A 26,172-nucleotide genomic window follows, 5' to 3' on the forward strand; every position below is an offset into this window, starting at 1 on the left:
CCCGGTCCGGACGCTGCCACGGGTGATCCTCAGCTGGGTCCGTGGTCCACTGAAGCCCGAGGGTATTCGAAGTCGGTTGCCGGACGAGTAGCGGTCCGGATTCGGTTCGTTTGACTACACTCGAGGTCGATCGGCGGCGACCATCGCCACTGTCATACGAGGCCGGAGGTGGTTTCATGGCGATGCCAGTTCCGCATGGCGACGGCTGGACGGCTGCCGACCTCGACCACATGCCCGAAGACGGATTGCGTTACGAGGTGTTGAATGGTCAGCTCGTCGTGAATGCCGCGCCCAAGCCTCGCCACCAGTTGTTGATCAGGTGGCTGGGGCGGGCCCTCGACGCGGTGTTGCCTCCTGGCCGTTTGGTGCTGGAAGGCGTCGGCGTACTGATAGGCGATGACGAGCCGATCCCGGACCTCGTCGTGGTGACCGACTCGATCGACGTAGACGCGAGAGGTGTTCCTGCGCACCAGGTAGAACTGGTTGTAGAAGTCGTGTCGAAATCCACGACGCTGCAAGACCGCATGGTCAAACCGGTGGTCTATGCGGAAGCCGGCATAGCGAACTACTGGCGTTTCGAGCCCAACGCTTTCAAGGGGCAGTTGCCGGGGGAGTCTCTCCCCGTCCTGTTCGCCCACGAACTCGGTGCCGACCACACCTACGAACTGACGCACCGGGTGTCCGCTGGCAACACGGTCACCCTGCGCAGTCCCTTCGAATTCACGATCGACCCGGCAACTCTCCTCCCCTGACCTCGCGCGAGGATGTCCGATATGAGCGCTCCCGAAAAGCAACAGGTGCTGCGTGTGACCGCCGAGCAGTTCGCCGATGGGGCGACTGCCGGACTCGGTGACATCGAGATCGTCGACGGGCGCGTGGTGCGACTGCTGGCCCAGAGCCCCGTGCACAGCCGGGTGGTCCGGCGGCTGGCCGGGATGCTGGAGTCGGCTCGGCGCGATGGAGGGCCGTGTATGGTCGTGGACTCCGATGTCGCCGCGCGATTCGCCGATACGGAATCCACAGCGGCGGATCGACGGTTGAACATCCGTTACCCCGATATCTGGATCCGGGACTGCGAACCCTACGACGTCAACACTGTGCGCGAGCACATCCTGCTGGTGGTGGAGGTCACTTCCGAATCGACCATCGATGCCGACATCACCGACAAGCGAATCCAGTACGCGGCCGCGGGCATTCCTCGATACCTGATCGTCCGGCTGGACCAGAAGGAAGAGCGCATCGAAGAGATCGAGGAGTACCGTCTCGACTGGTCCGGTCGACGCTACCGCGCCCATACGGTTCATCGACGTGTCTTGCTGCTCGACGACCCGGTCGAGGCGACCATCCCATTCGATGTACTGGAACAGCCCTGACGATTGCCACTCGCGGAATGGTCGGCGTAGCACGCCTCACCCGGTGAACCGGGAAGCAACCTCCGTCCGGTGGGCGCTACCACGGTAGCGAGCGCGCTCGAGTTGTCCGCTGCGCGCGATTGTCTGGCTTGATATGTCATTTACGCCGGTCGTGGGCATCGATAGGGTCAGGGACGCGGCTTCGGTCGCGGTTTCTCTCCGCCCGCAATGGACTCGCTCGCAGGGCATCTCGCGGGCGGTGCGCGAACTTCACAAGGAAGACATGTCCACGATCGCAACCTCGTCCGGCGGCAAGCCGGACGGCTCTTCCGCACGTCCGCTGCGCGCGCGGCTGGTGTTGTTCCTGGTCAGCGGGGCCATCTTCATGATGATGCTCGACCTGACCGTGGTGTCCGCCGCGCTGGCCGATATCCGCACCGACCTGGACACGTCCATCGACGGACTGCAATGGGTCATCGACGCCTATGCCATTCCGATGGCGGGACTGCTGCTGACCTTCGCCACGCTCGGCGACCGGTTCGGCCGGAAGCGGCTTTTCCTCGCCGGCATGACGGTTTTCACGGCATCGTCGCTGGCATTGGCGCTGGCGGGCACCATACTTCAGTTGAACATCCTGCGCGCGGTGCAGAGCGTCGGCGCGGCGATGATCTTCGCGACGGCGTTGCCGCTGCTGGCGGTGGCCTACCCCGGGGCGGGCAAGCGCGCGAAGGCGATCGGCGTCTACGGCGCAGTGATGGCGAGCGCGACCGTCGCGGGGCCGGTGCTCGGCGGCGCGCTGGTCACCCAGTTCGGGTGGCGCTCGATCTTCATCATCAACGTCCCGATCGGCATCTTCATCGGCGTGCTCGCCGTGCTGCGGATGCCGGAGTCGGCGCGGATGCAAGGGCGCAAAGCCGACTGGCCGGGGTCGCTGCTGCTCACCGCCGGCCTGGTGACGGGCGTATTCGCGCTGACCCGTGGCAACTCGCTGGGCTGGACCTCGGCCACGGTGCTCGGGCTCGGCGCCGCCGCGGCGGTGCTGCTGGCCGGGTTCGTGGCCTGGCAGTTCAAGGCTGAGCATCCGCTGCTCGACGTGGCCATGGTGCGCAAGCGCGGTTTCACCGGCACGGCCATCGTCTCGATCGGCCACATGGCGACGCTGATGGCCGCGAGCAACTACCTGGCGGTGTTCCTGATCAACACGCTCGGGTACACGCCGTTGCAGATGGGCCTGCGGTTGCTGCCGGTGACCGGTGCCGCGCTGATCAGCGCGCCGCTGGCGATGGTATTCGCGAAGCGGGTTCCGTTCGCGGTTTCGCTGCCGGTCACGATGGCCTTCGTGGCGCTGGGCACATGGCTGATCGGCGATTTCGATTCCGGCGATTCCTGGACGCATTTCCTGCCGGGACTGGTGATCGGCGGTCTGGGCCTCGGCGCGATCACGGCCGTCAACCAGGCGGCCTCGCTCACCTTCGCCTCCGACGAGAACGCGGGCATGGCCAGCGCGACCTTCGGCACCCTCCGGCAGGTCGGTCTCGCGGTCGGGGTGGCCGGCCTGGGCGCGATGTTCAACCACGCCGCCCGCGGTTCGGCGGCCGACGGGCTCGATGCCCTGCCCGGCGCCGTCCCGCCGGGACCGCGTGAGCAGTTCCTGGAGGCGGCGGGCTCCGGCGCCGGTCGCTCGGTGGCCGACGGGCTGCCCGCGCAGTTCCAGCCGATCGCGCCGGACCTGTCGCACATCGCGGTCTCCGCGTCGATCGACGGGCTCAACTCGATGATCGGCCTGGCAGCCGCGATCGGCGGCGTCGCGGTCCTCGCTTCCGCGCTCGCCTTCACCGTGGACCACCTGCGCGGCAGGAGAACTCCGGCCGAGCCCGCGCGGCGCACGGAAGGGGCCTGACCTGTCAGCCTCACACCGCTTCGCCGACGTAACGGGACACGCGAATGGCACATGGTCGAGGCAGAGTGCGAGAGAACTCTCCACCATGTGCCACTCGCGGTTGTCCTGCTCAGCGCGGGATGGCGTGCTCTTCGGCGAAGACTTTGCGGCAGGCCGGGGCACAGAAGGCGTAGTCGGTGCCGTCGTGGGTGAGAGTGAAGCGGGCGGTGGCGAGGTCGACGGTCATGCCGCAGACCGGGTCGATGGCATAACCTTCCGGGGCTTCGGGCCGGTCGCCGGAGGCGCGGAAGTCCTCCGTCATCAGTTTGGTGATCTCGGTCGTGGTGAGCGGGCGGCCGAGAGCACCGAGGTTGTTCTCGCGCAGGCCGATGATCTGGACCACACAGTGCGGCGCGCGGGTCAAGCGGCCGGGGTCCGCCTCGCATTCGGCGATGGCGTGGGTCACGAGCGGGATGACGTGGCCGCCGAACTCGCTGTTGTTGGCCCAGGATCCGGGAACCGTGATGCGCACCAGGTAGCGTGGCGCGTCGTCAAGGGCGGGGCCGCCGGTCGCCCACACCTCGGCGTCGCGCACCAGCACATGGGTCAGTTCGCGGGCTTTGGACAGCACCGAGTCCGGTGCGGCCGGTTCGGTGGTCAAGTCGCGCAGGACGCGTGCGGCGAGGGCGCGTTTGCGGTCGGCGGTCGAAGTGTCGTCGGAGACGAACAGTTCCACGGTCATCATGGGCGGGCTTCTTTCCCGGGGAGCAGCGTCGTCGCCACGACGAGGAGGAAGGCGACCAGCGCGCACGCGGTGCGCGCGAAGTGGAATGCCTCCCAGCGGCCGAGGATTTCGGCGTAGTCGGCCGGGGGGCCGCTGATCGCCCATACCTTGATCTTCTGGTTGATCGGGACATTGCCGAGGCGGGTGATGAGGAAGGCCGCTACGGCGAGCACGCTCGCTGTGGCGGCGAGCATGCGCGATCGTCCGGTGGAGCGGATGGCGAGCACCAGCGTGCTGAGAATGGTCAGGCCCATCAGGGATTGCATGACCACACCGTTCACGCTCATCAGCGCGGTGTGGAAGGTGAAGCGCACGTCCAGTGGGACTCTGCGGAACGCGTAGAGCACGTTGACTGCCCCATAGCCGAACGCTCCGGCGAGCAATCCAGCGGGAAGCAGCGCGAATGCCCGTGCGAGAAGCGTTCTTTCGGCAATCCTCATGCGTGACGCTCCGCCGGAACGAGCGCGAGGAGTTCGTCGACCGACCACTGGTCGTACACATGCGTGCCGTACTTCGCGGCGAGCACGCGTCCGTCGGGGGAGATCAGGAAATCGGCGGGCAATCCGAGACTGCCGCCCTCGGGTGCGGTGGGCGGGGCGGTCTGCCTGCGGCGCAGCGTCGCGTAGGCATCGTGGGTCACGCCGCGCAGGATGGCGGGCCAGCCGCGCGGGTCGAGCAACGCGCGGGGCGAGGTCTCGACGCCGAATTCGCGGTAGAGCTTCCGCTCCGGATCGGCGATCACGTCCAGCGGCAGTTCTGCGGTGTACTTGCGCAATTCCGCCGCGCTGGAGTGGAACACGACGACTTCGCGGACGCCCGCGGCGGTGATCTCCGCGTGACGCGTGACGATCGAGCGTAGGTGCAGGTTGCACACCGGGCATCCGGCGAACCGCCGGAATTGCAGGTGGATCAGGCGATCCGGGTCCGGCACCGGGATCCGCGCACCGGAGACGGTGGCCAGCGTCCGGTCCGGGACAGCGGTCGGCAGCGACATCAGGGGTTCCTTTCGTAGGTGTACCTTGTACGCCTACGACCAGTATGCGCGTAACGCGTACGCTGTCAATCCGTGCCTCGCCCCCGTTCGCTGACCACCGCCGATCTCGCCACGGCGGCCCTCGCGGTGCTCGATCGCGAAGGGTTGCCCGCGCTGACCATGCGCGCGGTGGCCAAGGAACTGGGCATGGCCACCATGGCCCTGTACCGCTACGTCCGCGACCGCGACGAACTGGAGGTGCTGGTGGCGGACCAGGTGTTCGCCGCGATCGACACGGCGCTGCCGGAGGGAAGCGACTGGCGTGAGCGCGCGACGGCACTGATGACGAACATCCGGGACGGGTTCTCGGCCCACCCGGCCGCCGTGCCGATCGTGCTGCGGCGCCGGCAGTCGTCGGTCGAATCGCTGCGCGTGATGGAAGCGATGCTCGCGGTGCTCACCGAGGGGGGTTTCACCGGTCGCGCCCGCGTCATCGCCCAGCGCACGCTGGTCGCCTTCCTGATCGGCTACCTCCAGAACAAGCACTACGCGCCGCTGCGTGGACAGGGGACGATCGTGCTGGCCGACTTGCCCCCGGAGCGGTACCCGCATCTGACGCAGACCGCGGGTCAGGCCAAGAACATGTCGGCCGACGACGAATTCCGCGGTGGCGTCGAGATCATGCTGCGCGGGCTCCAGCCCTAGCGGCGCGGTCGTCCACCGAAAGCGCTGTCACGTCGATGGTTTCGGCCATCGCCCGAGCCCCGGCGTCGTTGAGGTGCATGCCGTCGCCGCTGTCGAACTCGGGACGGATGAAGCCGGGACGCTGCGGGTCCTCCACCGCCCGCGCCACGTCGAACACCGAGTCGAAGACATCGGTGCCGCGCAGCCACTCGTTCACCCGCAGACGGGCGGGCTGCGCGGCGTCGACGTGCAGGCCGTCGTAGATGACGCCGGCGTAGGGGCCGATCGTCGCTGCGTGGACGGTGAGCCCTGCCGCGTGGGCCCGCCGCGCGAGGGCCGTGAAGCCCGCGATCAGTTCCTCTGCGGTCGCCGGTGGCTGCCCGAGCATGCCGCCCAGGCTCAGATCGTTGATGCCGAAGTTGATCAGCACGCTGGTCACGCCGGGAACGTCCAGCACATCGCGGTCGAAGCGCGCCAGGCCGGACTCGCCCACCTGGTCGGTCAGCAGCCGGTTGCCCGCGATGCCCTGGTTGACCACCCAGCCGCGGTCCAGCCGCGCGTTGAGGACGTCCACCGACCGCCGGTTGGCGCCGAGTGTGGTGCCGACGCCTTCGAACCAGGAGTCACCGAACGCCACGGCCACCGGGGTTCCCGCGGGCGCGAGCACGTCGACGCCGGCCACGTAGAACCGCACGGGGACCTCCTCGACCGTGACGAGCGCGGCCTCGGAGGTGACGTCGCCGTCCGCTATGTACGCGGTTTCGGCGGGCTGGTGCGAGAAGGTCGCCACCTCGGTGGGCCCGGGCAGGTACAGGCTCAACGCCAGATCCGTTCCGGCGGAGACGGCCAGCTGCACCGGGTCGCTGAACACTTCACCGCCTGCCGGGACGACGACCTGCTCGGCGCCGCCGAACCGGAGCGCGGTGTCGGTCTCGGCGACGATCTCACTGCCCGTTTTGCGCAAGGCGACTCGTGCCGCGCCGACCGTCAACGGCGCCGTGCCATAGCGGTTGGTCAGCCCGATTCGCACGTGCGAACCGCCGCCCGCCAGGTGCAGGACCTGGCGCACTGTCTGATCGCGGAAGGCGCGCGACTCGGCGAACTTGATCTGCTCGTCCGGGCGGATCACGGCGGTGCGGAATCCGGCGATCCAGGCGGTCGACGACATGGGAGCCTCCATTAGTTGCTGCGAGGAATAATGCGTATGCATATTGCTACGCCAACATCTTCCTCGTGTCAACTATCCGCACGGCAACAATCCCGGTAGGTTTGCCTCATGGACGACAACGAGCTGTTCGACGATCCGCGCCTGACGACGATGGGCCTGTTCTTCGAGGCGTACGCCGGCGTGGTCGCCAAGCTGGAGCCGGTGTGGAAGGCGCACGGTCTGTCCGGACTGGATGTGAATGCCCTGCTGCGGCTGAGCCGTTCGCCGGGGCGGCGGCTGCGCATGTCGGAGCTGGCGGTGCAGACCGCGCTGTCCACCAGCGGCGTCACCCGGCTGGTCGATCGCCTGGCGCGCGGCGAGCTGGTGGTGCGCGAGCTGGATCCGGGGGATCGGCGGGGTGCCTACGCGGTGCTCACCGAGGCAGGTGGGGTGCGGCTCGCGCAGGTGCTGCCGGACTATCTCGCCGCCGTCGACCGCTGGTTCGTCCGGTTGCTCACGCCCGAGCAGCTCGCGGCGTTGTCCGAAGCGCTGCGCATCATCCGGGACACGTCCAACCCGGAGGCCACCTTCCGCATGGACTGAGCCGCCTCGGCCGCCATGTGACCGGGGGGCATGCCAGCCCGGTCATCCGGCCAGGACCGCTCCGCGGTGTTCGGTCAAGTAGTGGGCCAGGTCAGCTTGCCGATGTCGGCTCCGTCGGTGATCAGGTTCTCGCCCGCGCGGTATACCCGGCCCGCCTTGCCCGGCAGCGGCATGGTCAGCAGCGCGCGCTTCTTGCCCAGCGTCGCCAGGTAGTCCCGGACCAGCTCGCGCATGCCGAGGATCTCGGGTCCGACCAGATCCGGCACCCGTCCGGCGGGCGCGCCCACGGTCAGCTCCGCCAGTCGCGCGGCTACCTCGCGCACGTGCACCGGCTGTAGGCGCACCCCGCCCAGAATCGGCAGCACCGGCGATTTCAGCATCGTGTCCACCAGCTTCGGCACGAAGTCGTGGAACTGCGCCGCGCGCAGCGTGGTGTAGGGAATGCCCGACGCGGCCACGGCCTGCTCGGCGGCGAACTTCGCGCGGAAGTAGGTCAGCGGAAGCAGCTCGGCGGCGGTCACCGAGATGTAGACGATGTGCCCGACGCCGGCGGCCGATGCCGCCCGCAGCAGATTCGCGGTGGCCACGTCGTCGCCCTTCGCGTCGCCCGCCAGGTGCACGATGGTGCCGACACCCGCCACCGCCGCATCGATGCCCCTGTCGCGCAGTAGGTCTCCCGCGACGAACTCGACGCCGTCGTGCGCGGGGCGTTCGGCGCGGCTCAGCACGCGCACGTCGGCGCCCGCTTCGCGCAGCAGGGGCAGCACCTCGCGGCCCAGGGTGCCGGTGCCGCCGGTGACCAGAACCTTCGCGGTCATGACTGTCTCCGATCTCGTCGGTGCCGATGGGGCGTTCCCATCGCTGCACAGAGACGACGACGTGCGGGCACGGACTGTGACACCCGTGCCGCGGGTCACTCCTGTCCGCGGTAGCGGCGGACCTTGCTGAGGTTGCCGCAGCGGTCCATCGAGCACCAGCGGCGGCGGCCGGGACGCGACGCGTCGACGAACAGCAGGCCGCAATCGTCGGCGGCGCAGACGCGGATGCGGCCGGACAGCGGGCCGGTGAACAGGTCGACGGCATCCCGGGCGAGCGTGGACAAGGCCGCGGCCGCCGTCGGTCGGGCATACCCCACGCTGCCGTCGAGCCGCAGTTCCGGGATCAGCGGGGGCTGTGCGGCGACGGCGTTGATCGCCGCGACGTCCGCCGGGCGCAACGCTGTTCCGGCTGCGAGGCCGTATGCCGCGCCGGTGATCGCGGCCCGCAGGGTCCGCATCGTCGGCAGATCCGATTCGGCGGCGTCCAGCTCGTCCAGTTCGAGGATCACCGCCAGGAAGCGGCGCAGGTCCGCGACGGTGTGCACGATCTCCCACGCCGCGAACTCGCCCTCACCACCGGTGTGCACGAGGTCGAGGGCGGCGCGTCCGGTGCGGAAGCGGCGGCGCAGATCGGGTGGCAGGCTGGCGCGGGATTGCATGACACCAGTTTAACTGGTTACAGTGCTCGCATGACGATCACGCACATCAATCCCGAAACCCTGCACAGCAGCCCGGCTTTCACCCAGGTCGTCCGGGTGTCGGCCGCGGCGGACACCATCTATGTGGGCGGACAGAACGGCGTCGACGCCACCGGTCGCGTGGTCGGTCCCGGCGTGGCCGAACAGACCCGCCAAGCCCTGGCCAATCTGCAGACCTGCCTGGCCGCCGCGGGCGCGTCGATCGAGCACGTGGTGAAGTGGACCATTCTGGTCCGCGAAGGCGAATCGATGCAGGAGGGATTCGCCGCGTTCAGCGAGGTGTGGGGCGGCCGCCCGAACCCGCCGGCGATCACCGTCGTGCAGGTGGCGGGGTTCGCGGTGCCGGGCGCGGTGTGCGAGATCGAAGCCGTCGCCGCCGTTCCGGCCTGAACCAGGTGAACGACCGCCGGGGCGCGTGCCGAGTGCACGGATGTGGGTGAGAACTCCAACCGGGCCGCGCCTGGTGCTCGGCGGCGCACCTCCGAAACCTGTGCCGAGCGATCACCGCGATGGAACCACGCCCGTCATGACCCAGCGGTCGGCTGAGGGAGCCTGCGCCCGGGTCCGGACGGGGCTGGGAGATCATCCCGACAACTCGCCCGCCGAGCGCCAGGAATTGCGTTCGGCGGTGAAGGCTTCGGCCTGCTTCGCGCGGAATGCCTCGATGGACGCGGCGTTCTCGGCCAGAAAGGCCCGGTAGTCCGCCAGGCGGAATTCGCCGTCCTCGGCCCGCACCCGTACGTCGCCCGCCGCGAAATCGGCGCGCAGGTCGAGGAGTTCCTCCGCCTCGACGGGATACCAGCGAATACGGTCGAAATAACGCAACAGCCACGGCGTTTCGGCTCCTGACGCGGTGCGGTCGGCCCCAGGGGAGACCCCCGGCGCCGCGCCGGCCCGGTGATTCCACACCTGGGTGGTGCGCCCGACGAATTGATAACCGCCCGGCCCCTCCATCCCGTAGATACACAGGTACGCGCCGCCGATGCCGACCGCGTTCTCCGGCGTCCAGGTGCGGGCGGGGTTGTACTTCGTGGTCACCAGCCGGTGCCGCGGATCGGTGGGGGTGGCGACCGGCGCGCCGAGGTAGACGTCGCCGAGGCCGAGAACCAGGTACTCGGCCCCGAACACGGTGTCGTAGACGTCGGAGACCGAAGCCAAGCCGTTCATGCGGCGGATGAACTCGATGTTCCATGGGCACCAGGGCGCGTCGGCGCGCACGCCGTGCATGTAGCGGGTGATCGCCTCGCGGGTGGAGGGGTCGTCCCAGGACAGCGGCAGATGGACCACCCGGCTGGGCACCACGAGCCGGTCGGAGGCGGGCAGCTGCGCCTCCGACTCGGCGAGCAGGTCGAGCAGTACGGGCACGGACAGCACGTGCGGGTCGACCCGGATCTGCAACGAGCGGATGCCGGGGGTCAGCTCGGTCACGCCGCGCACCCCCGCGGCGAGCAGGTGCTGGTGCAGGGCGTGCACGCGGGCGCGCAGGCCGAGATCCAGAGTCATGGCGCCGTACTCGACGAGCACGCCGTCGTCACCCGCGCGCCGGTAGGTCACCGCGGTCTCGTCGTCGACCTCCGCGCGGCGCAGCACCCCGTCGTCGCCGTCGCCGCCCGTGGAAAGCACCGTCGGCCACGCGGCGCGGCGCGCGGGGCCGAGCTCCCGGATCGAGGCGGCGCGGTCACCGCGCACCGGCACGAACCGCACGCGATCACCGGGGGACAGCTGACCGAGCTTCCAGCGGTCGGCCGCCACGACGGTGACCGGGCAGACGAAGCCGCCGAGACTCGGCCCGTCCGGACCCAGCAGGATGGGCGTGTCGCCGGTGAAGTCCAGCGCGCCGACCGAATACGGGGTGTCGTGGATATTGGACGGGTGCAGTCCCGCCTCGCCGCCGTCGGTGCGGGCCCATTCCGGCTTCGGCCCGATCAGCCGGACGCCGGTGCGGTCGGAGTTGAAGTGCACCTCGTAATCGGTGCCGACGACGGTCTCGAAGTCGGCGCGGGTGAAGAACTCCGGCGCGCCGTGCGGGCCCTCGGTGACCGCGAGTTCCCAGCGGCGGGTGAGCACGGGCTGTTCGTCCATCGGCACGGCGGTGGCGACCCGGCCGTGGTGCGCGCCCAGCGCCAGCGACGCACCGGTGCGCAGCGCGCCGCCGGTGCCGCCGCCGAAACGGCCGAGCGTGAAGGCGGCGGCGCTGCCGAGGTATTCGGGCACGTCGATGCCGCCCGCGATCAGCACGTAGCAACGCATGCCAGGCCCGCGCACCGCGCCGACGTCCAGCACCCCACCCGCGGGCACGCGCACCGTCCGCCACTGCGCCACCGCGACACCGTCCACGGTCACCTCCGCCGGTGCGCCGGTGACGCAGACCCAGGCGGGCGCGGTGAACCGCAGCGCGGGGCCGCCGAGGGTGCATTCCAGTCCGGCCGCGCCCTCCTCGTTGCCGAGCGCGCGGTTGCCCAGACGGAAGGACAGATCGTCCATTGGTCCCGACGGCGGCACACCGACGTGCCAGTACCCGACCCGGCCCGGCCAGTCCTGCACGGTGGTGAGCATGCCGGGGCGAACCACCTCGACTCTGCCCGGTCGCAACGGTTCGGCCTGCGCCGTCCCGGCGACCGGTAGCGCGGCGACGGTCATCGCGACACCACCATGCGCACCGGCGTCGGATCGAAGCCGTTGCACGGGTTGTTGATCTGCGGGCAGTTCGAGACCAGCACCAGCGTGTCGATCTCGGCCCGCAGCGTGACCCGCTTGCCCGGCGCGGACAATCCGTCCACGATGCCGAGCGTGCCGTCGGCCTCGACCGGAACGTTCATGAACCAGTTGATGTTCGATACCAGGTCGCGTTTGCCCAGCCCCCACCGCAGGGCTTCGGTGAGGAAGTTCTCCACGCAGGCGTGCTGGTGGCGGGTGTGGTGGCCGTAGCGCAGCGTGTTGGACTCCTGCGAGCAGGCGCCCGCGATGGTGTCGTGGTTGCCTACCTCGTCGGCCACCACGGTCATCAGCGCCGTCCCCGCGTCGGTCCGCAGCACGCTGCCGGTGGTGAGGAAGATGTTGCGCTGCGCGGCGATCGTGGCCTGCGCGCTGTAGCGGTCGGAGTGGTCGGCCGCCGAGTACAGCAGGCAGTCGACCGCCTGGTTGCCGTGCAGATCGATGATCTCCAGGTACTCGCCCGCCCGGACCACCGCCGACCACGGCGAGCGGGCGGGGACGGTCTCGTCGAGCACGATGGCGCGGGCCGTGGTCATGAGATTGCCTCCAGGGTCAGGGCGGCCGCCCAGGCTTGTTCGGTGTTCTGCACGGCCCGCTGGTATTCCGGGTCGTCGTTGCCGGGTGCGGCGAGGTCTTCCGGCGCGGACCATGCGACGAAGTCGAGGTCCGTCGCGGGCCGGTCGTCGAGCGGGTGCGCGGAGTTGGCGACCAGCACGGTGACCGGCAGGTGCACGAGCAGATCGACGGAGGAGCCCGCGGCGGCGCTGCCGGTCGAGACGAGAGCGCCGTCCCGCTCCACGCGCACACCGCGGAAGAACGAGACCGTCGGCCCGATGTCCCGGGGTTCCAGGCCGTGCTTGGCGCCCGCGAGGCGCAGCGAGTGACGGGCCTGGTCGGTCGGCCCGCAGAGCGCGTCGTGGTGGCCGGAGGTGTCGGCGAGCACGGTGGCCAGCACACGGCCCTGGTCCGACAGCAACGGGTGACCGCCGCTCAGGTACGCCTGCCACGGCACCTTGACCGTATCGGCGACGTTCAGGCGCTCCCAGGGCGCGTCGGTGCGCACCAGCAGCAGGTGCGCGCAGGCCGCGCCGTCGGGATCGGACAGTCGGACGCGGGTGCCGCGCCCGAGCGCGATGTTCGCGTATCCGCCCGCTGGGATCCGCTGCGCGAAGGTGATTCGCCCGGCGTCCATCTCGACGGGCAGCGCGGGCGTCGCGATCGCCGCCGCCGCGGCCTGCGCCCGTGCGTGCGCTCGCGCGCCGGAGGTATCCGCAGTGCTTGTCACGGTGTTTCCTTTCGGATGCTGGTTCGTCGGCGTCTGCGGCGGCGCACCGCCGCATCGGGTGTTCAGGCCGGTTGCGGCGCGGGCTCGGCGCTCGCGACGGTGCGCGACCAGCCGACCACGAAGCGGTGTACGAGGACGCCGATGGCGAGCACCAGCAACACGAAAAGCGGTGCGGCCCAGAGCATCCACCAGCCGCCGCCGTCCGGGGCGTAGACCTCGGCCCGTGGCCAGGCCAGGTTCACCACCATCGCGACGCCCCAGACCACGGCGAGCGCGTTGACCGGAATGCCGAACCGCCCCAGGCCGAACAGCCGCGCGTCGGTGCCCGGGTCGGGCAGACCGGTGATCCGGCGGACCAGCAGCGGCACCGTCACCAGCAGGTAGGCCAGATACAGCGTCACGATGCAGACGCTCGCGAGCGTCGCGAAGATCGCGGCGTTGCCGACATTGAGCACCAGCAGGCCGATGCCGAGCGCGCCGATCACGACGGCGGGCAGCACCGGCGTGCCGTAACGCGGGTGCACCGCGGCGAGCCGGGCCGCGAACGGCAGCTTCCCGTCGCGCGCCATGGAGAACATCAGCCGCGAGCCCGCGGTCTGGATCGCCAGGGTGCACACGGTGATCGCGACCGCCACGCAGCCGAGCAGCACCTTGCCCGCCGGGCTGTCCAGCTTCGCGGTGAGCACGTAGGCCAGGCCGTCGGAGGCCAGCGCGCCGTCGGACAGGCTCGGCGCGGCCATCAGCGCGCCCAGCAGCATCAGCCCGCCGCCCAGCGCCGAGACCGACAGCGCGGTGAGAATGGTGCGCGGGGCGACCCGGCGCGGGTTCTTGGTCTCCTCGGAAAGCTCGCCCGCGGAATCGAATCCGACCATGACGTAAGCCGCCATGAGCCCGGACACCAGGAACGCGGCCCAGTAGGGACCCGGCGCGGCCTGGTCGGTCCGCAGCACCACGCCGGGCCCGCGCTCGGCGGTGGTGAAGAACAGCGCGATGATGGCGAGCACGCCGACGATCTCGACGGTGACGCCGATCGAATTGATCCGCGCCATCAGGTCGATGCCGAGGACGTTGATCAGCGTGGTGATCACGAGCAGGATGCTGCCCAGCAGCACGGCGTTGGTCGCGCCGGACGGCGAGGTGAGCGCGGTGTCCGTGCCGACGAGCTGGAATCCGCTCCAGATCGAGGGCAGCACCACCTGGAGCGCGATCGCCGCCGCGGCGGCCGTCACGATCTGCGCGATGATCATCATCCAGCCCGCGAACCAGCCGACGAGTTCACCGCCCAGCCGTCGCGACCACTGGTAGATGCACCCCGAGATCGGGTAGCGCGCGGCCAGTTCGGCGAAGTTGAGCGCGACGAGGAACTGTCCGGCGAACACGATCGGCCAGGTCCAGAAGAAGGCGGCTCCGCCGAACGAATAGCCGAAGCCGAAGAACTGGAAGATCGTGGTCAGGATGGAGACGAAGGAGAAGCCGGCCGCGAAGGAGGCGTAGCGGCCGAGTTTGCGGTGCAGAACGGGCTGGTAGCCGAACCGGGCGAGGTCGGCGCCGTCGCCGGTGAGATCGGGCGGCGGTGTCGGGGCGAGCGTGGTGGCCATGGGCGGTCCTTCGGCGTACGACCAATAACTATCAGACGACAGTTTTGCGGTCGCGATCGCGCTTTCGGTGACCTGCGTGTATCGCTTTCGAGACCTTCGGTAACTTCTGTGTTGCGGCGATTTCTATCAAGTGACAGAAAACGCACCGCTGGTCGCCGCCGCACTGTGGGCACGGCCACCGCGCCGGAGCGTGCCCGTGCCGACCTGCCAGAATGTACGCGTGGCGAACCTCGGGCCAGGACGGCCGCGCGTGGAACAACGACGCAGGCGCGGATCGACGCCGCGCGCGGAGATCCTCGACGCCGCAGGCGAACTGTTCACCACCAACGGTTACGCCAACACCTCCACCCGTGCGATCGCCGACGCGGTCGGCATCCGCCAGGCCTCGCTGTATCACCACTTCGCGGCCAAGGACGACATCCTCGACGCGCTGCTCGCCGAAACCGTCGCCGCCCCGATCGAATTGGCGCAGCGGCTGCGTGCGGCGTCCGAACCGCCGACGGTCCGGCTGTACGCGCTGGCGCTGTTCGACGTGCGGCAGTTGTGCGCGTCGCGCTGGAATCTGGGTGCGCTGTACCTGCTTCCGGAACTGCGCACCGAGCGCTTCGCCGCGTTCCGCCTGCGCCGCGACGAATTGCGCGGCCACTACGAGACTTTGGCCGCTCAGGTGCTGGCCGAGGGCAGCGCGGCGAGCGTGCCCGGCACCGAGTTACTGCCGTTCCGGTTGGTGGAGACGGTGATCAGCATCCGCTCCGACGAGGGGACCGCGCCCAAGTACGCGGAGCGCACGATCCCAGGGGCGGTGCTGCGCGCGCTCGGCTGGTCCGGAGATCTCGACCCGATCCGGGCCGAAGCGGTCGTGCTGCTCGACCGCCTGGCATTGCCCACCCCATGACCAGGAGCATGTGCGACTACCGGTTGCGCTCGGTCCCCCGGCTCCGATCCTGGCTGTGCGAATAGCCCCGCACGACCGGCGGAGCATGACCGGGCGGCTCCCGCACCGCCGCCGACGGTGGTTGCGCCTGCCCGACCTCGAGAAGCTTCGCCACCTCCAGCGGCATTCCCCGCGCTTGCAGCCGCGCGAGATGTTCGGCGCGCTCTAGTTCCGCTGCCTCGCGTTGCTTCTCCGCTGCGTCGCGTTCTACCGCACGTGCCTCGGCCGCCTCTCGGGCCGCCCGTTCCGCAGTGTCGGCGGCTGCTCGTTCCTGGTGCTGGTCGGGCGCCGGGAATTCCCGCGCGACCTGTTCGGCGGCCTCACGCTCAACCCGTGCGTGCTCGGTTTCCGGCGTTTGGGGTGCTTGTTTGGCTCGTTCGGCTTGCTCGTGGCCTTGTCTGGCGTGTTCGGCTCGCTGCGGGGCTTCCGCCCGCCCACGAGCGGCGCCTTCCCGGAACCGGAGCATATTCCGTAACTTTTCGGCTCGCTCGCGCGCCTTGCTCGCCAGCTCAGCCAATTTCGACCTTTGCTCGCGCTGTTGCGCCTTCTGCTGCCGTGCCTTCTCGCCGACACCGGGCAATTCCAGCTGCTGGCCTCGCTCCAATGCCAGCCCTCGTGCCCAGATCTCGCGTGCATCGGCTCGCGAGATGATCTGATGCGTGAACCGATCCCCGAAATCCCGGATCAATCCTCTGATCAGTTCTTGGGCCTTACTCGAGATGAACTCGCCCTCGACGGACCGCAATATATGTTGATGCACCTCGCGGTTGTCGAGCAGCGCGCGTATGACCTTGAGCTGCGTTTCGTCTTTATCTCCCTCGATTCTGCCGGACTTCTCTTCAATGGAACTGATTTTTCCCCGATCATCCTTGATTTTGTCGAATCGGGTTTTACCCACGCCTTCGACGCGGTATAAACGCGACTGCTGAACGTATCCGTTCTCGTGGTCGCGAAAGAACCGATCGGTGCCGTTTTCGAATATTCTGCCGCGCTCATGATTCCTGACTTTGTCGCGGTCTCGATCGTATCCATCCGACATAGCTGGACACACCCCCCGGTGCGCGTAATGTCCTGGTGAGAAGGGTTAGAGAAGTGGGCCCTCACGTGCGGTTCGCGGACTCCTCTTGGCGTTTCTCTTCGTGGTAAGACGCGTATTCGCGTACCGCTGCAGCAATGTAGGAGAACATGCCGTCATGATCTTCAGGGTCGTAGCCGATCATGCTGTCCATCAGTCGCCACATCACGATTTCGTCTTCGTCGTAGGTGTCGCATTCCACTGCGGGATTCACGCCCGGGTAAAAGGAATGCTCTCGCCCGAACCATTCACAATCGAACCATCGCGCGCCCGCGAATCTGATGAAGCACTCGCCGATAAAGCAGATGAAAGCGTCGGCCATGTCGGCATTCTCCGGAGCCATCGCGGTAGCCATGTCCGGGAACAACTCCGCGACGATAGGGTCCAGCCGCTTCACCTCCGCCGATCCTTCCGGCCACGGCTTCGAAGGGATGCGGCTTATACCGGCATGGTCCATGAACTTCTGCGCCTGCGCCTTACGGCGGGCAGGGTCGACCCACTTACCCCATTCGGTCTGCTCGACGGGTATGCCGAGATCCATGGCCAACTGCTCGTCATTCCCCACGCTCAGCTCCTTCTCGTCATGGTCCGAACAGGTCAGTGTCGCGCGTGCACCGGTCACCGGGCAAGGAACCATCATCGTTCCAAGTACAACCTCTCGTTCGGCAACCTGGGCCAGCCCTCGGCATTGTCGGGAAGTATGTGCACCGCATCGACGTAGTGGCGTTTCCGGTGTTCTTCGATGAACGTCAACGCGGCAGTGAGGCAGGCCGTGCAGTCGAGCCGGATGCCGTGCAGGAACACCGACAGATGCACATCCGGATCGTTCGGCAGCGGAGAAGTCATCGCGTCTCGCCCCCGGTCATCGACTACATGGCCCGGCACACGCCCGAATGGCCTCGACCACAACCATTCCGGACGGGCGGTACCTATCCCGAGGTGTCTCTATCCAATGCCTGACAGCGCCGGACTCAGCTGTGGGCGATGGCAGTGCCACCGTGCCGCCCTCCCGGACAATCGACACGTCGAGCCGGAACATCTCCGCGAAAAGCTTTTTGTCGTCCGGAAGATCGGGCCGCACAATATAGGTCCACCTGTTCGAGCGAGGATGCGCCACAATCGGCCCTACCGCATCCCTGCGGCGCTGCATGACTTGCCTGACGGCCCGCCCTAACGGAGCGGGCATGGTCAACGCTCCAACGTACGACGCGCGCATGATGATGCGCCCCAGCTCTGGCGGGTCGATTACAGCGGGCAGATCACACACGCGCCGGTAGAAGTGGCAGCGAGACCGGGGCGTGTCCCCGAAAGATATGTGTCCCATCGGTGTCAGACCTCTTGGTCAGGTTGCTCGGCCTTGGTGTGCGCCCGCCGCCGGGGAGCCGATCAAGGCATCGCATCAACCCGGCGGCGGGGCTCTTCCAGCTTGTCCGCGCTGAGCATGTGACCCCAGGCACACAACTCGCCTCGACGTCGTACGCTTCTCGTACGGACCGTTGGAGGCACGGGCGAGGGGTGGGTATTGATCGTCAGCACATGGACACGAAAAGAAGTCCGAGCGCTACGCGAAGTTGCTTTGCGCATGACACAAGAGGAGTTCGCCGAGAAGGTCGGATTTCAGACTGCGACTGTGCAGAAGTGGGAACAGAGGACCACAGCCGAGCGTCCGGTCAGAGGGCGGTCGGCCGAAGCGCTCGACACGATCTACAACGGCCTCGAACCGGCGCACCGGGAGCGGTTCTGGCATCAGTTGGCAGGTGCATCACCGCAAGCCGGAGGGCATCCTGTTCTTGGCGGGGCAGAAACCATCCAGCCCGAACCGGCCAATGCTGGTGACGGTGCGGTCGGTATGCACGTGCGGGAAGTCGAGGACGATGTGAAGCGGCGTGAGTTCAACAAGCTAGCCGCGGTAGGCGCTGTCGCGGTGCTTATCCCGGACAGCGCGGGCCGAATCGGCATGAGTGATGCCGAACGGCTGTTGGCCGATGTCGATGCGCTCGGTCAGGAGGACCAGCGCACAGGCGGTGCGCAACTGGTCGGTTTCGCTGTTGACAAGCTGGCGCACGCCCTGGACCGGCTTCAAACCGGTGTATTCGATTCCGCTACTGGCAGCGCCTTCACCAAGGCGACCGGAGAACTCGCCGTACTCGCCGGGTGGTTGGCCTATGACGCGGACCGGCACCCGCTTGCGCGCCGGTGCTTTGCTGATGCCATGGCTCTCGGCACCGAGGCGAACGACGATAACCTCATCGCACACACTTGCCTGATTGCGGCGAATCAATCCAGCTCCCTTGCTCGCGCCAATCGAGGAGGAAGCCCCCACAAGGCACTGCAACTCGCTGATCGTGCCCGCACCTTGATGCGCGGTCGGCCACCAGGCCGGATACATGCTCTGATAGCTGTTCGTGAGGCGCAGGCGTGCGGAATACTCGGTGACAGAATTGCTTTCGGGCGTGCTATCGCGACCGCATGGCGAGAGTTGGATCAGGCCATGCAGTCCGAGCCGCTGGAAGAAGTTCCGCAATGGCTGCGATTCGTGACCTACTCGGAGGTCGCCGACCACGAGGCTCGCGGCTATGCGGACATCGGCGACCTGCGCCGATCTGTCGAACTGTACTCGGCTGCGGTCGATCACCCCGCGGCAATGCGTAACGCCACAATCGTCCGCGCATGGTCGGCCGCGACCAGGGCTCGTCTCGGCGATATCACCGGTGCGCTCGAGCACGGGTTCCCGGCGTTGTCAGAGCTGTCTGCCATTGCATCGACACGCACATTGCGTCGCCTCGAGCCGGTTCGAACAGCAGTCGATCGAGTGCCCGCCGGGGCGGAGTTCCGCGACCTGTACGACTCCCTGGCACAGAAGGCGGTGACCGCATGACCGGCTTGCCGGATGGCCTGAAATTCGAGCACTACACCGCTGACGAAGCACGTGCGCGAAGAGAGATTGTCGAGAATGTCTACCGGCGTTCATACGTCGATGCCATCGCCTCGGGAGACCCGTTCGACTCGCCTTCGGAATTCATGCGCCGGTTCGATTCCTACACCGGTCCTCCTGGCAGCGGATTCGCGTACGTGCTTGCCCGAGCCGACGGTGAACCGGCGGGGCAGATCTGGGGATGGCCGTTACCGCCGAACGCGCGATGGTGGACGGGATTGCATCTCGACAGTGGTGACGTCGAAGAGTTCACTGCCGAAGACGGTAGGCGCACGTTCGGTCTCAGCGAGATCATGGTGTGCACGGAATATGCCGGGCACGGTATAGCCCGTGCAATGCATGACGAACTGCTCGGTACCAGAGCCGAACAGCGCGCGACGCTCCTCGTCGAAGCGGATAACGAGCGCGCCTACCAGCGTTACCGGCGTTGGGGCTGGGAAAGGGTCGGATGGCTGCGCCCGTCCTGGCCTGACGCCCCGCGTTTTGATGTGCTGATCCGCGAGTTGCGCTGAGCACAACGACGAAAGATCCGGCTCAGTGCGTCGGCGGCGCGATCTGCCAGTGCTCCTGCAACGCCCCCGCGATCTGCGGCAGCACGGTCACGGGAATCCGCTTGCGCCGCAAGATCGCCCGGATCTCCGTCACCTGATCGCGTTTACGCAGGTCGTAAGCGCCCGCGACCGGACGGACCACCGGCGGGATGGACAACAGGACCAGCTCGCCGTGCGGTTCGTCGCCGCCGGACAGGTCCAGCGCCAGCGACCAGCGGGCGCGCTCGTCGAGGGTGAACCGCCCGGCCACCACCCGGTCCCACGGAATGCTGGACACCGTCCACGGCTTGCGCCGGTAGATGGCGTGATCGGTGAGTACGACGGCGTCCCTGGTGAACAGCGCGGCCAGCACCGCGATGCCGACGACGGCGCCGGCCAGCAGGCCGGTGACCACCCGATTCACGCCGAACGCGGCGACGAACGAGCCGCAGATGGCGACGGTCGCCACGATGCCGAGCACGCTGTAGAGGGCTGCGCGCTGCGTCGGGACGACACCTGCCCGCACCGTTGTCATCTCACCTGCCTGTCCGTGCCGCATTTCCGGCTCACGCTACCGCCTCCACGCACCACCGCGCACCTGGCCGTTTCCCAGATGTGATCGGCGATCACAGGGTGAGCGGGACCGCCGCCTCGGCGGTGTACACCAGGAATGTCAGACTCTGCTGGAAGTACAGCTGCACCGACGTGCTGTCGTGCGACAGGTAGCCGATGGACAGGTCCTGGCCGATGCGCAGATCGAAATCCCCGCCGCGGGTGGTGAGCACGATCGCGCCGTCGATGGCGGGCGCCCAGATGATCTCCCCTTCCGGGATCAGGCGCTCGATGTGCGTGCGGATCATGTGCCCGTGGTCGGAGGTCTCGCTGACCGCCGTGTACAGGTCGGCGCTGAGCAGCACCGAGTACGGTCCGTCGACGCCGGCCAGCCGCAGGGCGCTCAACGCCTGCGCGATCGCCTCGGGCACCAGCCGGGTGTCGCTGGGCAGCGTGATCGGCTCGTTGGACGAGGCGGCCCGGATGCCGGTGATGTGCGCGGCCGGGTACCCCTCGAAGATCGCCCGGTCCTCGGCGAACGCGATCTTCTTCGCGGCGTCCTTCACCGGGTCCAGGTCGGTGTCCTGCGCGCCGCGCTCCACGTTGTCGAGTTCCTCGCGGGAGAGCGTGAACGGCACACGCAGTTCGACCAGCGGCGCGACCACCCGCTGACGAGCGAACACTCCGGCGTCGGGCGAGTCGATCGGTGTGGTGCGCCCCGTGCCCACGGCGGAGTAGTCGATGCCGTGCGGCCCGGACAGGTCGACGACGCGACGGCCCGCGATGTGCCGCTTGAACGTGCGCGTCGCCTCCTCCTCGATGGCCGCCCACGCCTCGGCGGTGATCGGCGCGAGTTCGCGATGGAGGTTGTTCATGACCGGATGCTCCTTTTCAACGAGCCGATACCGAGGGCGCCGTCGCCGGAGGGCGCGGCGGTGCCGGGCGGACTTGCGGGACCGGCGCCGTCGGTGTCCACGGACACCGCGACGTCCGCCGTCTCCCACGGTGCGGGCGGCAGGTCATCGAGGAAATCGACGGTGGGTGCGAAGAACGACGTGCCGGTGTGTGCGACGGAGAAGTCCAGAATGCGGTCGTAGGCGGCCTCTCCGGTGCCGAGGAACATGCGGGTGAGCATGCGTTCGGTGACGGTCGGCGTGGCCGCGTAGGCGATGTAGTAGGTGCCGAACACGCCGTCGCGCACGCTGCCGAAGGGCATGTTGCCGCGCAGGATCTGGCGTTCGGTGCCGTCCGGATCGATCAGCGTGTTCACCTCGACGTGCGAGTCGGCGGGCTTGACCTCGTCGGGGAGCTCGAAGTCGTCCAGTTTGGTGCGGCCGATCACGCGCTCCTGCTCCTCGACCGACAGCGCCCGCCAGTCCGCCAGCGGATGGGTGTACTTCTGCACGATCACGTAGCTGCCGCCGGTGAACTCCGGATCCTCGTCGCCCACCAGCGCGGCCGCCGCGGCCGCGCGGCCCTCCGGGTTCTCGGTGCCGTCCACGAAACCGAGCAGGTCGCGCTGCTCGAAATAGCGGAAGCCGACGGTCTCGTCCACGATCGTCCCCGCGCCCGCCAGCCGGTCGGCGATGGCCATGGCCAGTTCGAAGCAGGCGTCCTGGACTTCGGACTTGATGTGGAACAGCAGGTCGCCCGGTGTCGCGGGCGCGGTGTGGCGGGCGCCGACGTACCCGGGGAACGGATGCAGCTCAGCGGGTTTCGGCCCCGCGAAGAGACGGTCCCAGGCGTCGGAGCCGATCGAGGCGACGCAGGTCAGGTTCGCGCCGGGCAGCCGGAAGCCCACCGATCGGCGCAAGCCGGTGATGTCGGCGAGCAGGTCGCGGACCGTCGCTTCGCCGCCCTCGTCGATCGTGGCGACCAAGAAGATCGCCGACGGCGTGAGCGGTTCGAGGATCGGCTGCGGCTCACCCATGATCGACACCCTAATGCCCGGCCGCTCCGGCCGCGGCGCGGACCCGCACGGCGGCGGCTACATCGCCACGGTCAGCAGGAACGCGACGTCGTCGATGGCCTTGACGCTGTGGCGCGCCTTGGGTACCACGATCAGGTCGCCTTCCGAGCCTTTCCATTCGTTGGCGCCGCTGAGCAGGACCAGTGTGCCGCTGAGCACCTGCAAGGTGGCCTCACCGGTGTTGTCGTGCTCGGCGAGGCTGTGCCCGGCCCGCAGGCCGACCACCGTCTGCCGCAGCGTATGCGTGTGGCCGCCATAGATTGTCTGGGAACTGCGTCCGCTCGTGGCGAGGGTCGCCAGCTTCAGTTGCTGGCGCGCTACCGCAGTCAGCGATTTCTTTTCCATGGACCGCCTTTCGCAGATCACCACAGCCGATGCCGGGCTGGTAGCAACGGCTCGAGGCGTTCGGCCGGACGCGGGCCCGACCGCCGCATATCGAGGAGTATGCCCGAGTCGGCTGCGGTCCGGGCGGGGTTTCACCGGCCCGCGCGTCGGGGCGGCGTTCCGCCGTCTGCGCGGCGTGGCGTTCCGCTAGGCAGTCGGCTGCCGGGTGTAGTGCCGGACGCGGAAGCGCAGACCGGTGGCCGAGGTGCGCCAGGGCTCCGGGTCGTCGGGCCGCCACTCCGGTCCGATCGACGGCGCGAAGGCGTCGCCCTCGACCGTGGTATCGATCTCGGTGACGCGCAGGTCGGTCGCGAACTCCAGCGCGGCGCGATAGATCTCGCCGCCCCCGGCGACCCAGACCGCGTCCGGAGCGCAACGGGCCAGCGCCTCCGGCACCGAGGACGCGCGCTCGGCGCCATCGGCCGACCAGTCGGGCTGCCTGGTCACCACGATGTTGCGCCGCCCGGCCAGCGGCCGGAACCGCGGCGGCAGCGAATCCCAGGTCCGTCGTCCCATGATCACGGGATGTCCCCAGGTGACATCCTTGAACTGCGCCATGTCCTCGGGCAGCCGCCAGGGGATGGTGTTGCGGTACCCGATCACCCCGTCGAGGGTCTGCGCCCAGATCAGCCCGATCGTGCGGCCTTCGTTCACACCGCCACCGGGGCCTTGATGGCCGGATGGTGCCGGTAGCCGACTATTTCCACGTCCTCGTAGCGGTAGTCGAACAGCGTCGGTGCGGGATGCAGCCGCAGCGTGGGGAACGGGTAGGGATCGCGCCGGAGTTGCTCGGTGACCTGATCGAGATGGTTGTCGTAGATGTGGCAGTCGCCGCCGGTCCAGATGAAGTCACCCGGCAGCAGCTCGGTCTGCTGGGCGACCAGGTGCGTCAGCAGGGCGTAGCTGGCGATGTTGAACGGCACGCCCAGGAACAGGTCCGCGCTGCGCTGGTAGAGCTGGCAGGACAGTTTGCCGTCGGCCACGTAGAACTGGAAGAACGCGTGGCAGGGCGCCAGCGCCATCTTGTCCAGCTCGGCGACGTTCCACGCGGAGACGATGATGCGCCGGGAATCCGGGTCGGTGCGCAGGGTTTGCAGCACCTGGGAGATCTGATCGATGTGGGTGCCGTCCGGCGTGGGCCACGACCGCCACTGCACGCCGTAGACCGGGCCGAGCTCGCCGTCGGCGTCGGCCCACTCGTCCCAGATGGAGACGCCGTGCTCGCGCAGCCAGCCGATGTTGGAGTCGCCGCGCAGGAACCACAGCAGCTCGTAGACGATCGACTTCAGATGCACTTTCTTCGTGGTGATCAGCGGAAACCCGGCCGACAGGTCGTAGCGCAACTGGTGGCCGAAGATGCTGCGCGTCCCGGTGCCGGTGCGATCGGCTTTCTTCGTGCCGGATGCCAGCACCAGCCGGAGCAAGTCCTCGTACTGCGTATCGGGAGCCGATGCCGGATCGAGCGCGTCATGAGCCACGTCTGGCAACTCTAGTCGTCGTTCACCCGCGCTCGGTGAGCCGATCGGGCGCGTCCCGGTCGCCGCCTGGCCGCTGTGGTCGTGCGCGGGCCTGGCAAGCTCGAGCCCATGCGCAAGCTCTATGTGATCGGCATCGGCGCCGGTGATCCCGACCAGGTCACCGTGCAGGCGGTGAAGGCCATGCGTCAGGTCGAGACGTTCTTCGTCATCGGCAAGGGCGAGGCGAAACGGGAGCTGGTGGACGTGCGCACGGCGATCCTGGAGGCGCATCTGGACCGGCCGTACCGGATCGTCCCGATCGTCGATCCGCCCCGGGACCGGACGCCCGCCGACTACCTGGACGTGGTCGACGACTGGCACGATCGCCGCTCGGCGCTGCTGGAATCGGCGTTCGCCGCGGCCGACGGCGTCGGCGGCATCCTGGTCTGGGGTGATCCCGCGCTGTACGACAGCACGCTGCGGATGATCGAGCGGGTGCTCGGGCGCGGCGTGGTGAGTTTCGAGTACGAGGTCGTCCCCGGTATCACCAGCGCGCAGGCCCTGGCCGCGCGGCATCGCGTGGTATTGCACGGCATCGGCGAGCCGGTGCGCATCACCACCGGCCGCCGCCTGCGCGAGGAGGGCCTCGGCGCGGAGAGCACGCTGGTGATGCTGGACGGCGACTGCTCGTTCACCGCGATCCCGGAGGAGGACGTGCACATCTGGTGGGGCGCCTACCTCGGCATGCCGGACGAGACGCTGATCGAGGGACCGCTGCCCGCGGTGCGGGAGGAGATCGTGCGCCGCCGCGCCGAGCTGCGCGACCGCAAGGGCTGGATCATGGACATCTACCTGCTGCGCCGCGGCGCGTGAGCCGTTCGCCGCGCGCGAACCGGCCGGTTGTCGGGGGCGCTGGGTAGTCTGGACCGCGTGCCAGAGCTACCGGAAGTGGAGGCGTTGGCTCAGTTCCTCCGGGAGCATGCGGTCGGCGCCGTGGTCGGTCGTGTCGACGTGGCCGCGCTGAGCGCCGTCAAGACGTTCGAACCGCCGGTCACCGCGCTGTCCGGTCGAGACGTCACCGGCGCGGGGCGCTGGGGCAAATTCCTCGGTATGGAATGTGACGGCTTGTGGCTGGTCACGCATCTGTCCCGCGGCGGATGGCTGCGCTGGATCGACGAGCCGAGCCCGACGCCGCCCAAACCGGGCGGCAAGAGCCCGCTCGCGCTGCGCGTGCATTTCTTCACCCCCGAGGGGGCGACGCCCGCGTTCGACCTGACCGAGGCCGGCACGAAGAAACGGCTCGCGGTGTACGTCGTGGCCGACCCCAAGGTGGTGCCCGGCATCGCCCGGCTCGGCCCCGACGCGCTGGAGCTGACCGAGTCGCAGTTCGCCGACATCTTGCGGGGGACCTCGCAGCGGATCAAGACCGCGCTCGTGGACCAGGCGCTGCTGGCGGGCGTCGGCAACGCCTACTCCGACGAGATCCTGCACACCGCGCGGATCTCGCCGTTCGCGAACACGAAGACCCTTCCGGCCGACAAGGTGGCCGAGCTGTACACCGCCCTGCGCACGGTGCTCACCGACGCGGTACGCCGCTCGGTCGGCCAGGACGCCGCCCGCCTCAAAGGCGAGAAGCGCTCCGGGATGCGGGTGCACGCCCGGACCGGGCAACCGTGCCCGGTCTGCGGCGACACGGTCCGCGAGGTGGCCTACGCCGAGCGGTCCTTCCAGTACTGCCCCACCTGTCAGACCGGCGGTAAGGTCCTCGCGGACCGGCGGATGTCGCGTTTGCTGAAATAG

General features: G+C 68.5%; 30 protein-coding genes. 11 read left to right on the plus strand and 19 right to left on the minus strand.

Annotation, left to right across the window (positions count from 1 at the left end; translation table 11 throughout):
• Nucleotides 1-176 precede the first annotated feature (176 nt).
• The 3 genes from QMG86_RS02440 to QMG86_RS02450 all read left to right on the plus strand — a co-directional run bounded on the left by QMG86_RS02440 (nucleotide 177) and on the right by QMG86_RS02450 (nucleotide 3,252).
• On the plus strand, nucleotides 177-752 hold the full coding sequence (locus QMG86_RS02440; RefSeq protein ID WP_281877416.1) for a Uma2 family endonuclease: 576 nt from the start codon (nucleotides 177-179) through the stop codon (nucleotides 750-752).
• A 21-nt stretch (nucleotides 753-773) separates the two neighbouring features.
• Nucleotides 774-1,373: a Uma2 family endonuclease gene (locus tag QMG86_RS02445; protein WP_281877418.1), complete on the plus strand. Its 600-nt coding sequence runs from the start codon at nucleotides 774-776 to the stop codon at nucleotides 1,371-1,373.
• A gap of 262 nt (nucleotides 1,374-1,635) precedes the next feature.
• Nucleotides 1,636-3,252 carry an MFS transporter gene (locus tag QMG86_RS02450; protein ID WP_281877419.1) on the plus strand — a complete coding sequence of 539 codons (1,617 nt, stop codon included), beginning with the start codon at nucleotides 1,636-1,638 and terminating at the stop codon, nucleotides 3,250-3,252.
• 109 nt (nucleotides 3,253-3,361) lie between these two features.
• Here QMG86_RS02450 and QMG86_RS02455 read toward each other — a convergent pair whose 3' ends face one another.
• From QMG86_RS02455 to QMG86_RS02465, 3 genes are read right to left on the minus strand one after another with little or no spacing between them, the layout of a single operon-like run.
• Nucleotides 3,362-3,976: an ATPase gene (locus tag QMG86_RS02455; RefSeq protein ID WP_281877420.1), complete on the minus strand. Its 615-nt coding sequence runs from the start codon at nucleotides 3,974-3,976 to the stop codon at nucleotides 3,362-3,364.
• Nucleotides 3,973-4,455 (minus strand): anthrone oxygenase family protein, encoded by a 483-nt coding sequence (locus QMG86_RS02460; RefSeq protein ID WP_281877421.1) that lies wholly within the window; start codon nucleotides 4,453-4,455, stop codon nucleotides 3,973-3,975. The genes QMG86_RS02455 and QMG86_RS02460 overlap by 4 nt, the downstream gene beginning before the upstream one ends.
• The gene (locus QMG86_RS02465) at nucleotides 4,452-5,009 is read right to left on the minus strand and encodes a peroxiredoxin-like family protein (protein WP_281877422.1); all 558 of its coding nucleotides are present in this window, start codon (nucleotides 5,007-5,009) and stop codon (nucleotides 4,452-4,454) included. Before QMG86_RS02465 ends, QMG86_RS02460 begins: the two co-directional genes overlap by 4 nt.
• Nucleotides 5,010-5,081: 72 nt before the next feature.
• Here QMG86_RS02465 and QMG86_RS02470 point away from each other — a divergent pair, with 72 nt between their 5' ends.
• Nucleotides 5,082-5,693, plus strand: a complete 612-nt coding sequence (locus QMG86_RS02470; protein ID WP_281877423.1) for a TetR/AcrR family transcriptional regulator — start codon at nucleotides 5,082-5,084, stop codon at nucleotides 5,691-5,693.
• Here QMG86_RS02470 and QMG86_RS02475 read toward each other — a convergent pair.
• The gene (locus QMG86_RS02475; protein ID WP_281877424.1) at nucleotides 5,668-6,840 is read right to left on the minus strand and encodes a GDSL-type esterase/lipase family protein; all 1,173 of its coding nucleotides are present in this window, start codon (nucleotides 6,838-6,840) and stop codon (nucleotides 5,668-5,670) included. The genes QMG86_RS02470 and QMG86_RS02475 overlap by 26 nt on opposite strands.
• A gap of 108 nt (nucleotides 6,841-6,948) precedes the next feature.
• On the opposite strand from QMG86_RS02475, the gene QMG86_RS02480 reads away from it, so the two are divergent.
• The gene (locus QMG86_RS02480) at nucleotides 6,949-7,422 is read left to right on the plus strand and encodes a MarR family winged helix-turn-helix transcriptional regulator (RefSeq protein WP_281877425.1); all 474 of its coding nucleotides are present in this window, start codon (nucleotides 6,949-6,951) and stop codon (nucleotides 7,420-7,422) included.
• A gap of 74 nt (nucleotides 7,423-7,496) precedes the next feature.
• Here QMG86_RS02480 and QMG86_RS02485 read toward each other — a convergent pair whose 3' ends face one another.
• Nucleotides 7,497-8,240 carry an SDR family oxidoreductase gene (locus QMG86_RS02485; RefSeq protein WP_281877426.1) on the minus strand — a complete coding sequence of 248 codons (744 nt, stop codon included), beginning with the start codon at nucleotides 8,238-8,240 and terminating at the stop codon, nucleotides 7,497-7,499.
• A gap of 95 nt (nucleotides 8,241-8,335) precedes the next feature.
• Nucleotides 8,336-8,899, minus strand: a complete 564-nt coding sequence (locus QMG86_RS02490) for a CGNR zinc finger domain-containing protein (protein WP_281877427.1) — start codon at nucleotides 8,897-8,899, stop codon at nucleotides 8,336-8,338.
• A 30-nt stretch (nucleotides 8,900-8,929) separates the two neighbouring features.
• Here QMG86_RS02490 and QMG86_RS02495 point away from each other — a divergent pair, with 30 nt between their 5' ends.
• Nucleotides 8,930-9,328 (plus strand): RidA family protein, encoded by a 399-nt coding sequence (locus tag QMG86_RS02495; protein WP_281877428.1) that lies wholly within the window; start codon nucleotides 8,930-8,932, stop codon nucleotides 9,326-9,328.
• 192 nt (nucleotides 9,329-9,520) lie between these two features.
• Here the strand turns inward: QMG86_RS02495 and QMG86_RS02500 are convergent, their stop codons facing one another.
• The 4 genes from QMG86_RS02500 to QMG86_RS02515 all read right to left on the minus strand — a co-directional run bounded on the left by QMG86_RS02500 (nucleotide 9,521) and on the right by QMG86_RS02515 (nucleotide 14,536).
• Entirely contained in the window at nucleotides 9,521-11,578 is a 2,058-nt protein-coding gene (locus QMG86_RS02500; protein ID WP_434086148.1) for a 5-oxoprolinase/urea amidolyase family protein, read from the minus strand.
• Nucleotides 11,575-12,189 carry an urea amidolyase associated protein UAAP2 gene (locus tag QMG86_RS02505; RefSeq protein ID WP_281877429.1) on the minus strand — a complete coding sequence of 205 codons (615 nt, stop codon included), beginning with the start codon at nucleotides 12,187-12,189 and terminating at the stop codon, nucleotides 11,575-11,577. The genes QMG86_RS02500 and QMG86_RS02505 overlap by 4 nt, the downstream gene beginning before the upstream one ends.
• A complete protein-coding gene (locus QMG86_RS02510; RefSeq protein ID WP_281877431.1) occupies nucleotides 12,186-12,938 on the minus strand; it encodes a DUF1989 domain-containing protein in 753 nt (250 codons plus the stop codon). Before QMG86_RS02510 ends, QMG86_RS02505 begins: the two co-directional genes overlap by 4 nt.
• Before the next feature lie 62 nt (nucleotides 12,939-13,000).
• A complete protein-coding gene (locus tag QMG86_RS02515; RefSeq protein WP_281877432.1) occupies nucleotides 13,001-14,536 on the minus strand; it encodes an amino acid permease in 1,536 nt (511 codons plus the stop codon).
• Between the two features lie 220 nt (nucleotides 14,537-14,756).
• Between QMG86_RS02515 and QMG86_RS02520 the strand changes: the two genes are divergently transcribed.
• The gene (locus tag QMG86_RS02520; protein ID WP_281877433.1) at nucleotides 14,757-15,431 is read left to right on the plus strand and encodes a TetR/AcrR family transcriptional regulator; all 675 of its coding nucleotides are present in this window, start codon (nucleotides 14,757-14,759) and stop codon (nucleotides 15,429-15,431) included.
• 16 nt (nucleotides 15,432-15,447) lie between these two features.
• Here QMG86_RS02520 and QMG86_RS02525 read toward each other — a convergent pair whose 3' ends face one another.
• The 3 genes from QMG86_RS02525 to QMG86_RS02535 form a co-directional block, all read right to left on the minus strand.
• Nucleotides 15,448-16,509 carry a hypothetical protein gene (locus tag QMG86_RS02525; RefSeq protein ID WP_281877434.1) on the minus strand — a complete coding sequence of 354 codons (1,062 nt, stop codon included), beginning with the start codon at nucleotides 16,507-16,509 and terminating at the stop codon, nucleotides 15,448-15,450.
• 61 nt (nucleotides 16,510-16,570) lie between these two features.
• Entirely contained in the window at nucleotides 16,571-17,110 is a 540-nt protein-coding gene (locus QMG86_RS02530) for a hypothetical protein (protein ID WP_281877435.1), read from the minus strand.
• 71 nt (nucleotides 17,111-17,181) lie between these two features.
• A complete protein-coding gene (locus QMG86_RS02535) occupies nucleotides 17,182-17,391 on the minus strand; it encodes a hypothetical protein (RefSeq protein WP_281877437.1) in 210 nt (69 codons plus the stop codon).
• 676 nt (nucleotides 17,392-18,067) lie between these two features.
• Between QMG86_RS02535 and QMG86_RS02540 the strand changes: the two genes are divergently transcribed.
• Both QMG86_RS02540 and QMG86_RS02545 read left to right on the plus strand, forming a co-directional pair.
• On the plus strand, nucleotides 18,068-19,423 hold the full coding sequence (locus QMG86_RS02540) for a helix-turn-helix domain-containing protein (protein ID WP_281877438.1): 1,356 nt from the start codon (nucleotides 18,068-18,070) through the stop codon (nucleotides 19,421-19,423).
• Nucleotides 19,420-19,992, plus strand: coding sequence for a GNAT family N-acetyltransferase (locus QMG86_RS02545; protein ID WP_281877439.1), 573 nt, complete (start codon nucleotides 19,420-19,422; stop codon nucleotides 19,990-19,992). Before QMG86_RS02540 ends, QMG86_RS02545 begins: the two co-directional genes overlap by 4 nt.
• A 22-nt stretch (nucleotides 19,993-20,014) precedes the next feature.
• On the opposite strand, the gene QMG86_RS02550 is transcribed toward QMG86_RS02545, so the two are convergent.
• From QMG86_RS02550 to QMG86_RS02575, 6 genes are all read right to left on the minus strand, one after another.
• On the minus strand, nucleotides 20,015-20,545 hold the full coding sequence (locus QMG86_RS02550; RefSeq protein WP_281877440.1) for a hypothetical protein: 531 nt from the start codon (nucleotides 20,543-20,545) through the stop codon (nucleotides 20,015-20,017).
• 91 nt (nucleotides 20,546-20,636) lie between these two features.
• Nucleotides 20,637-21,437, minus strand: a complete 801-nt coding sequence (locus tag QMG86_RS02555; RefSeq protein WP_281877441.1) for a family 1 encapsulin nanocompartment shell protein — start codon at nucleotides 21,435-21,437, stop codon at nucleotides 20,637-20,639.
• Nucleotides 21,434-22,492, minus strand: a complete 1,059-nt coding sequence (locus QMG86_RS02560) for a Dyp-type peroxidase (protein WP_281877442.1) — start codon at nucleotides 22,490-22,492, stop codon at nucleotides 21,434-21,436. The genes QMG86_RS02555 and QMG86_RS02560 overlap by 4 nt, the downstream gene beginning before the upstream one ends.
• 57 nt (nucleotides 22,493-22,549) lie before the next feature.
• Nucleotides 22,550-22,876 (minus strand): cupin domain-containing protein, encoded by a 327-nt coding sequence (locus QMG86_RS02565; RefSeq protein ID WP_281877443.1) that lies wholly within the window; start codon nucleotides 22,874-22,876, stop codon nucleotides 22,550-22,552.
• Between the two features lie 186 nt (nucleotides 22,877-23,062).
• Nucleotides 23,063-23,569, minus strand: a complete 507-nt coding sequence (locus tag QMG86_RS02570; protein WP_281877444.1) for a dihydrofolate reductase — start codon at nucleotides 23,567-23,569, stop codon at nucleotides 23,063-23,065.
• Nucleotides 23,566-24,393 carry a thymidylate synthase gene (locus tag QMG86_RS02575; RefSeq protein WP_281877445.1) on the minus strand — a complete coding sequence of 276 codons (828 nt, stop codon included), beginning with the start codon at nucleotides 24,391-24,393 and terminating at the stop codon, nucleotides 23,566-23,568. Before QMG86_RS02575 ends, QMG86_RS02570 begins: the two co-directional genes overlap by 4 nt.
• 108 nt (nucleotides 24,394-24,501) lie before the next feature.
• On the opposite strand from QMG86_RS02575, the gene cobF reads away from it, so the two are divergent.
• A complete protein-coding gene (gene cobF / locus QMG86_RS02580) occupies nucleotides 24,502-25,245 on the plus strand; it encodes a precorrin-6A synthase (deacetylating) (protein ID WP_281877446.1) in 744 nt (247 codons plus the stop codon).
• Between the two features lie 57 nt (nucleotides 25,246-25,302).
• Entirely contained in the window at nucleotides 25,303-26,172 is an 870-nt protein-coding gene (locus QMG86_RS02585) for an Fpg/Nei family DNA glycosylase (RefSeq protein WP_281877448.1), read from the plus strand.

Origin of the sequence: Nocardia sputorum, from assembly GCF_027924405.1 — a bacterium.
GTDB classification, from domain to species: domain Bacteria; phylum Actinomycetota; class Actinomycetes; order Mycobacteriales; family Mycobacteriaceae; genus Nocardia; species Nocardia sputorum.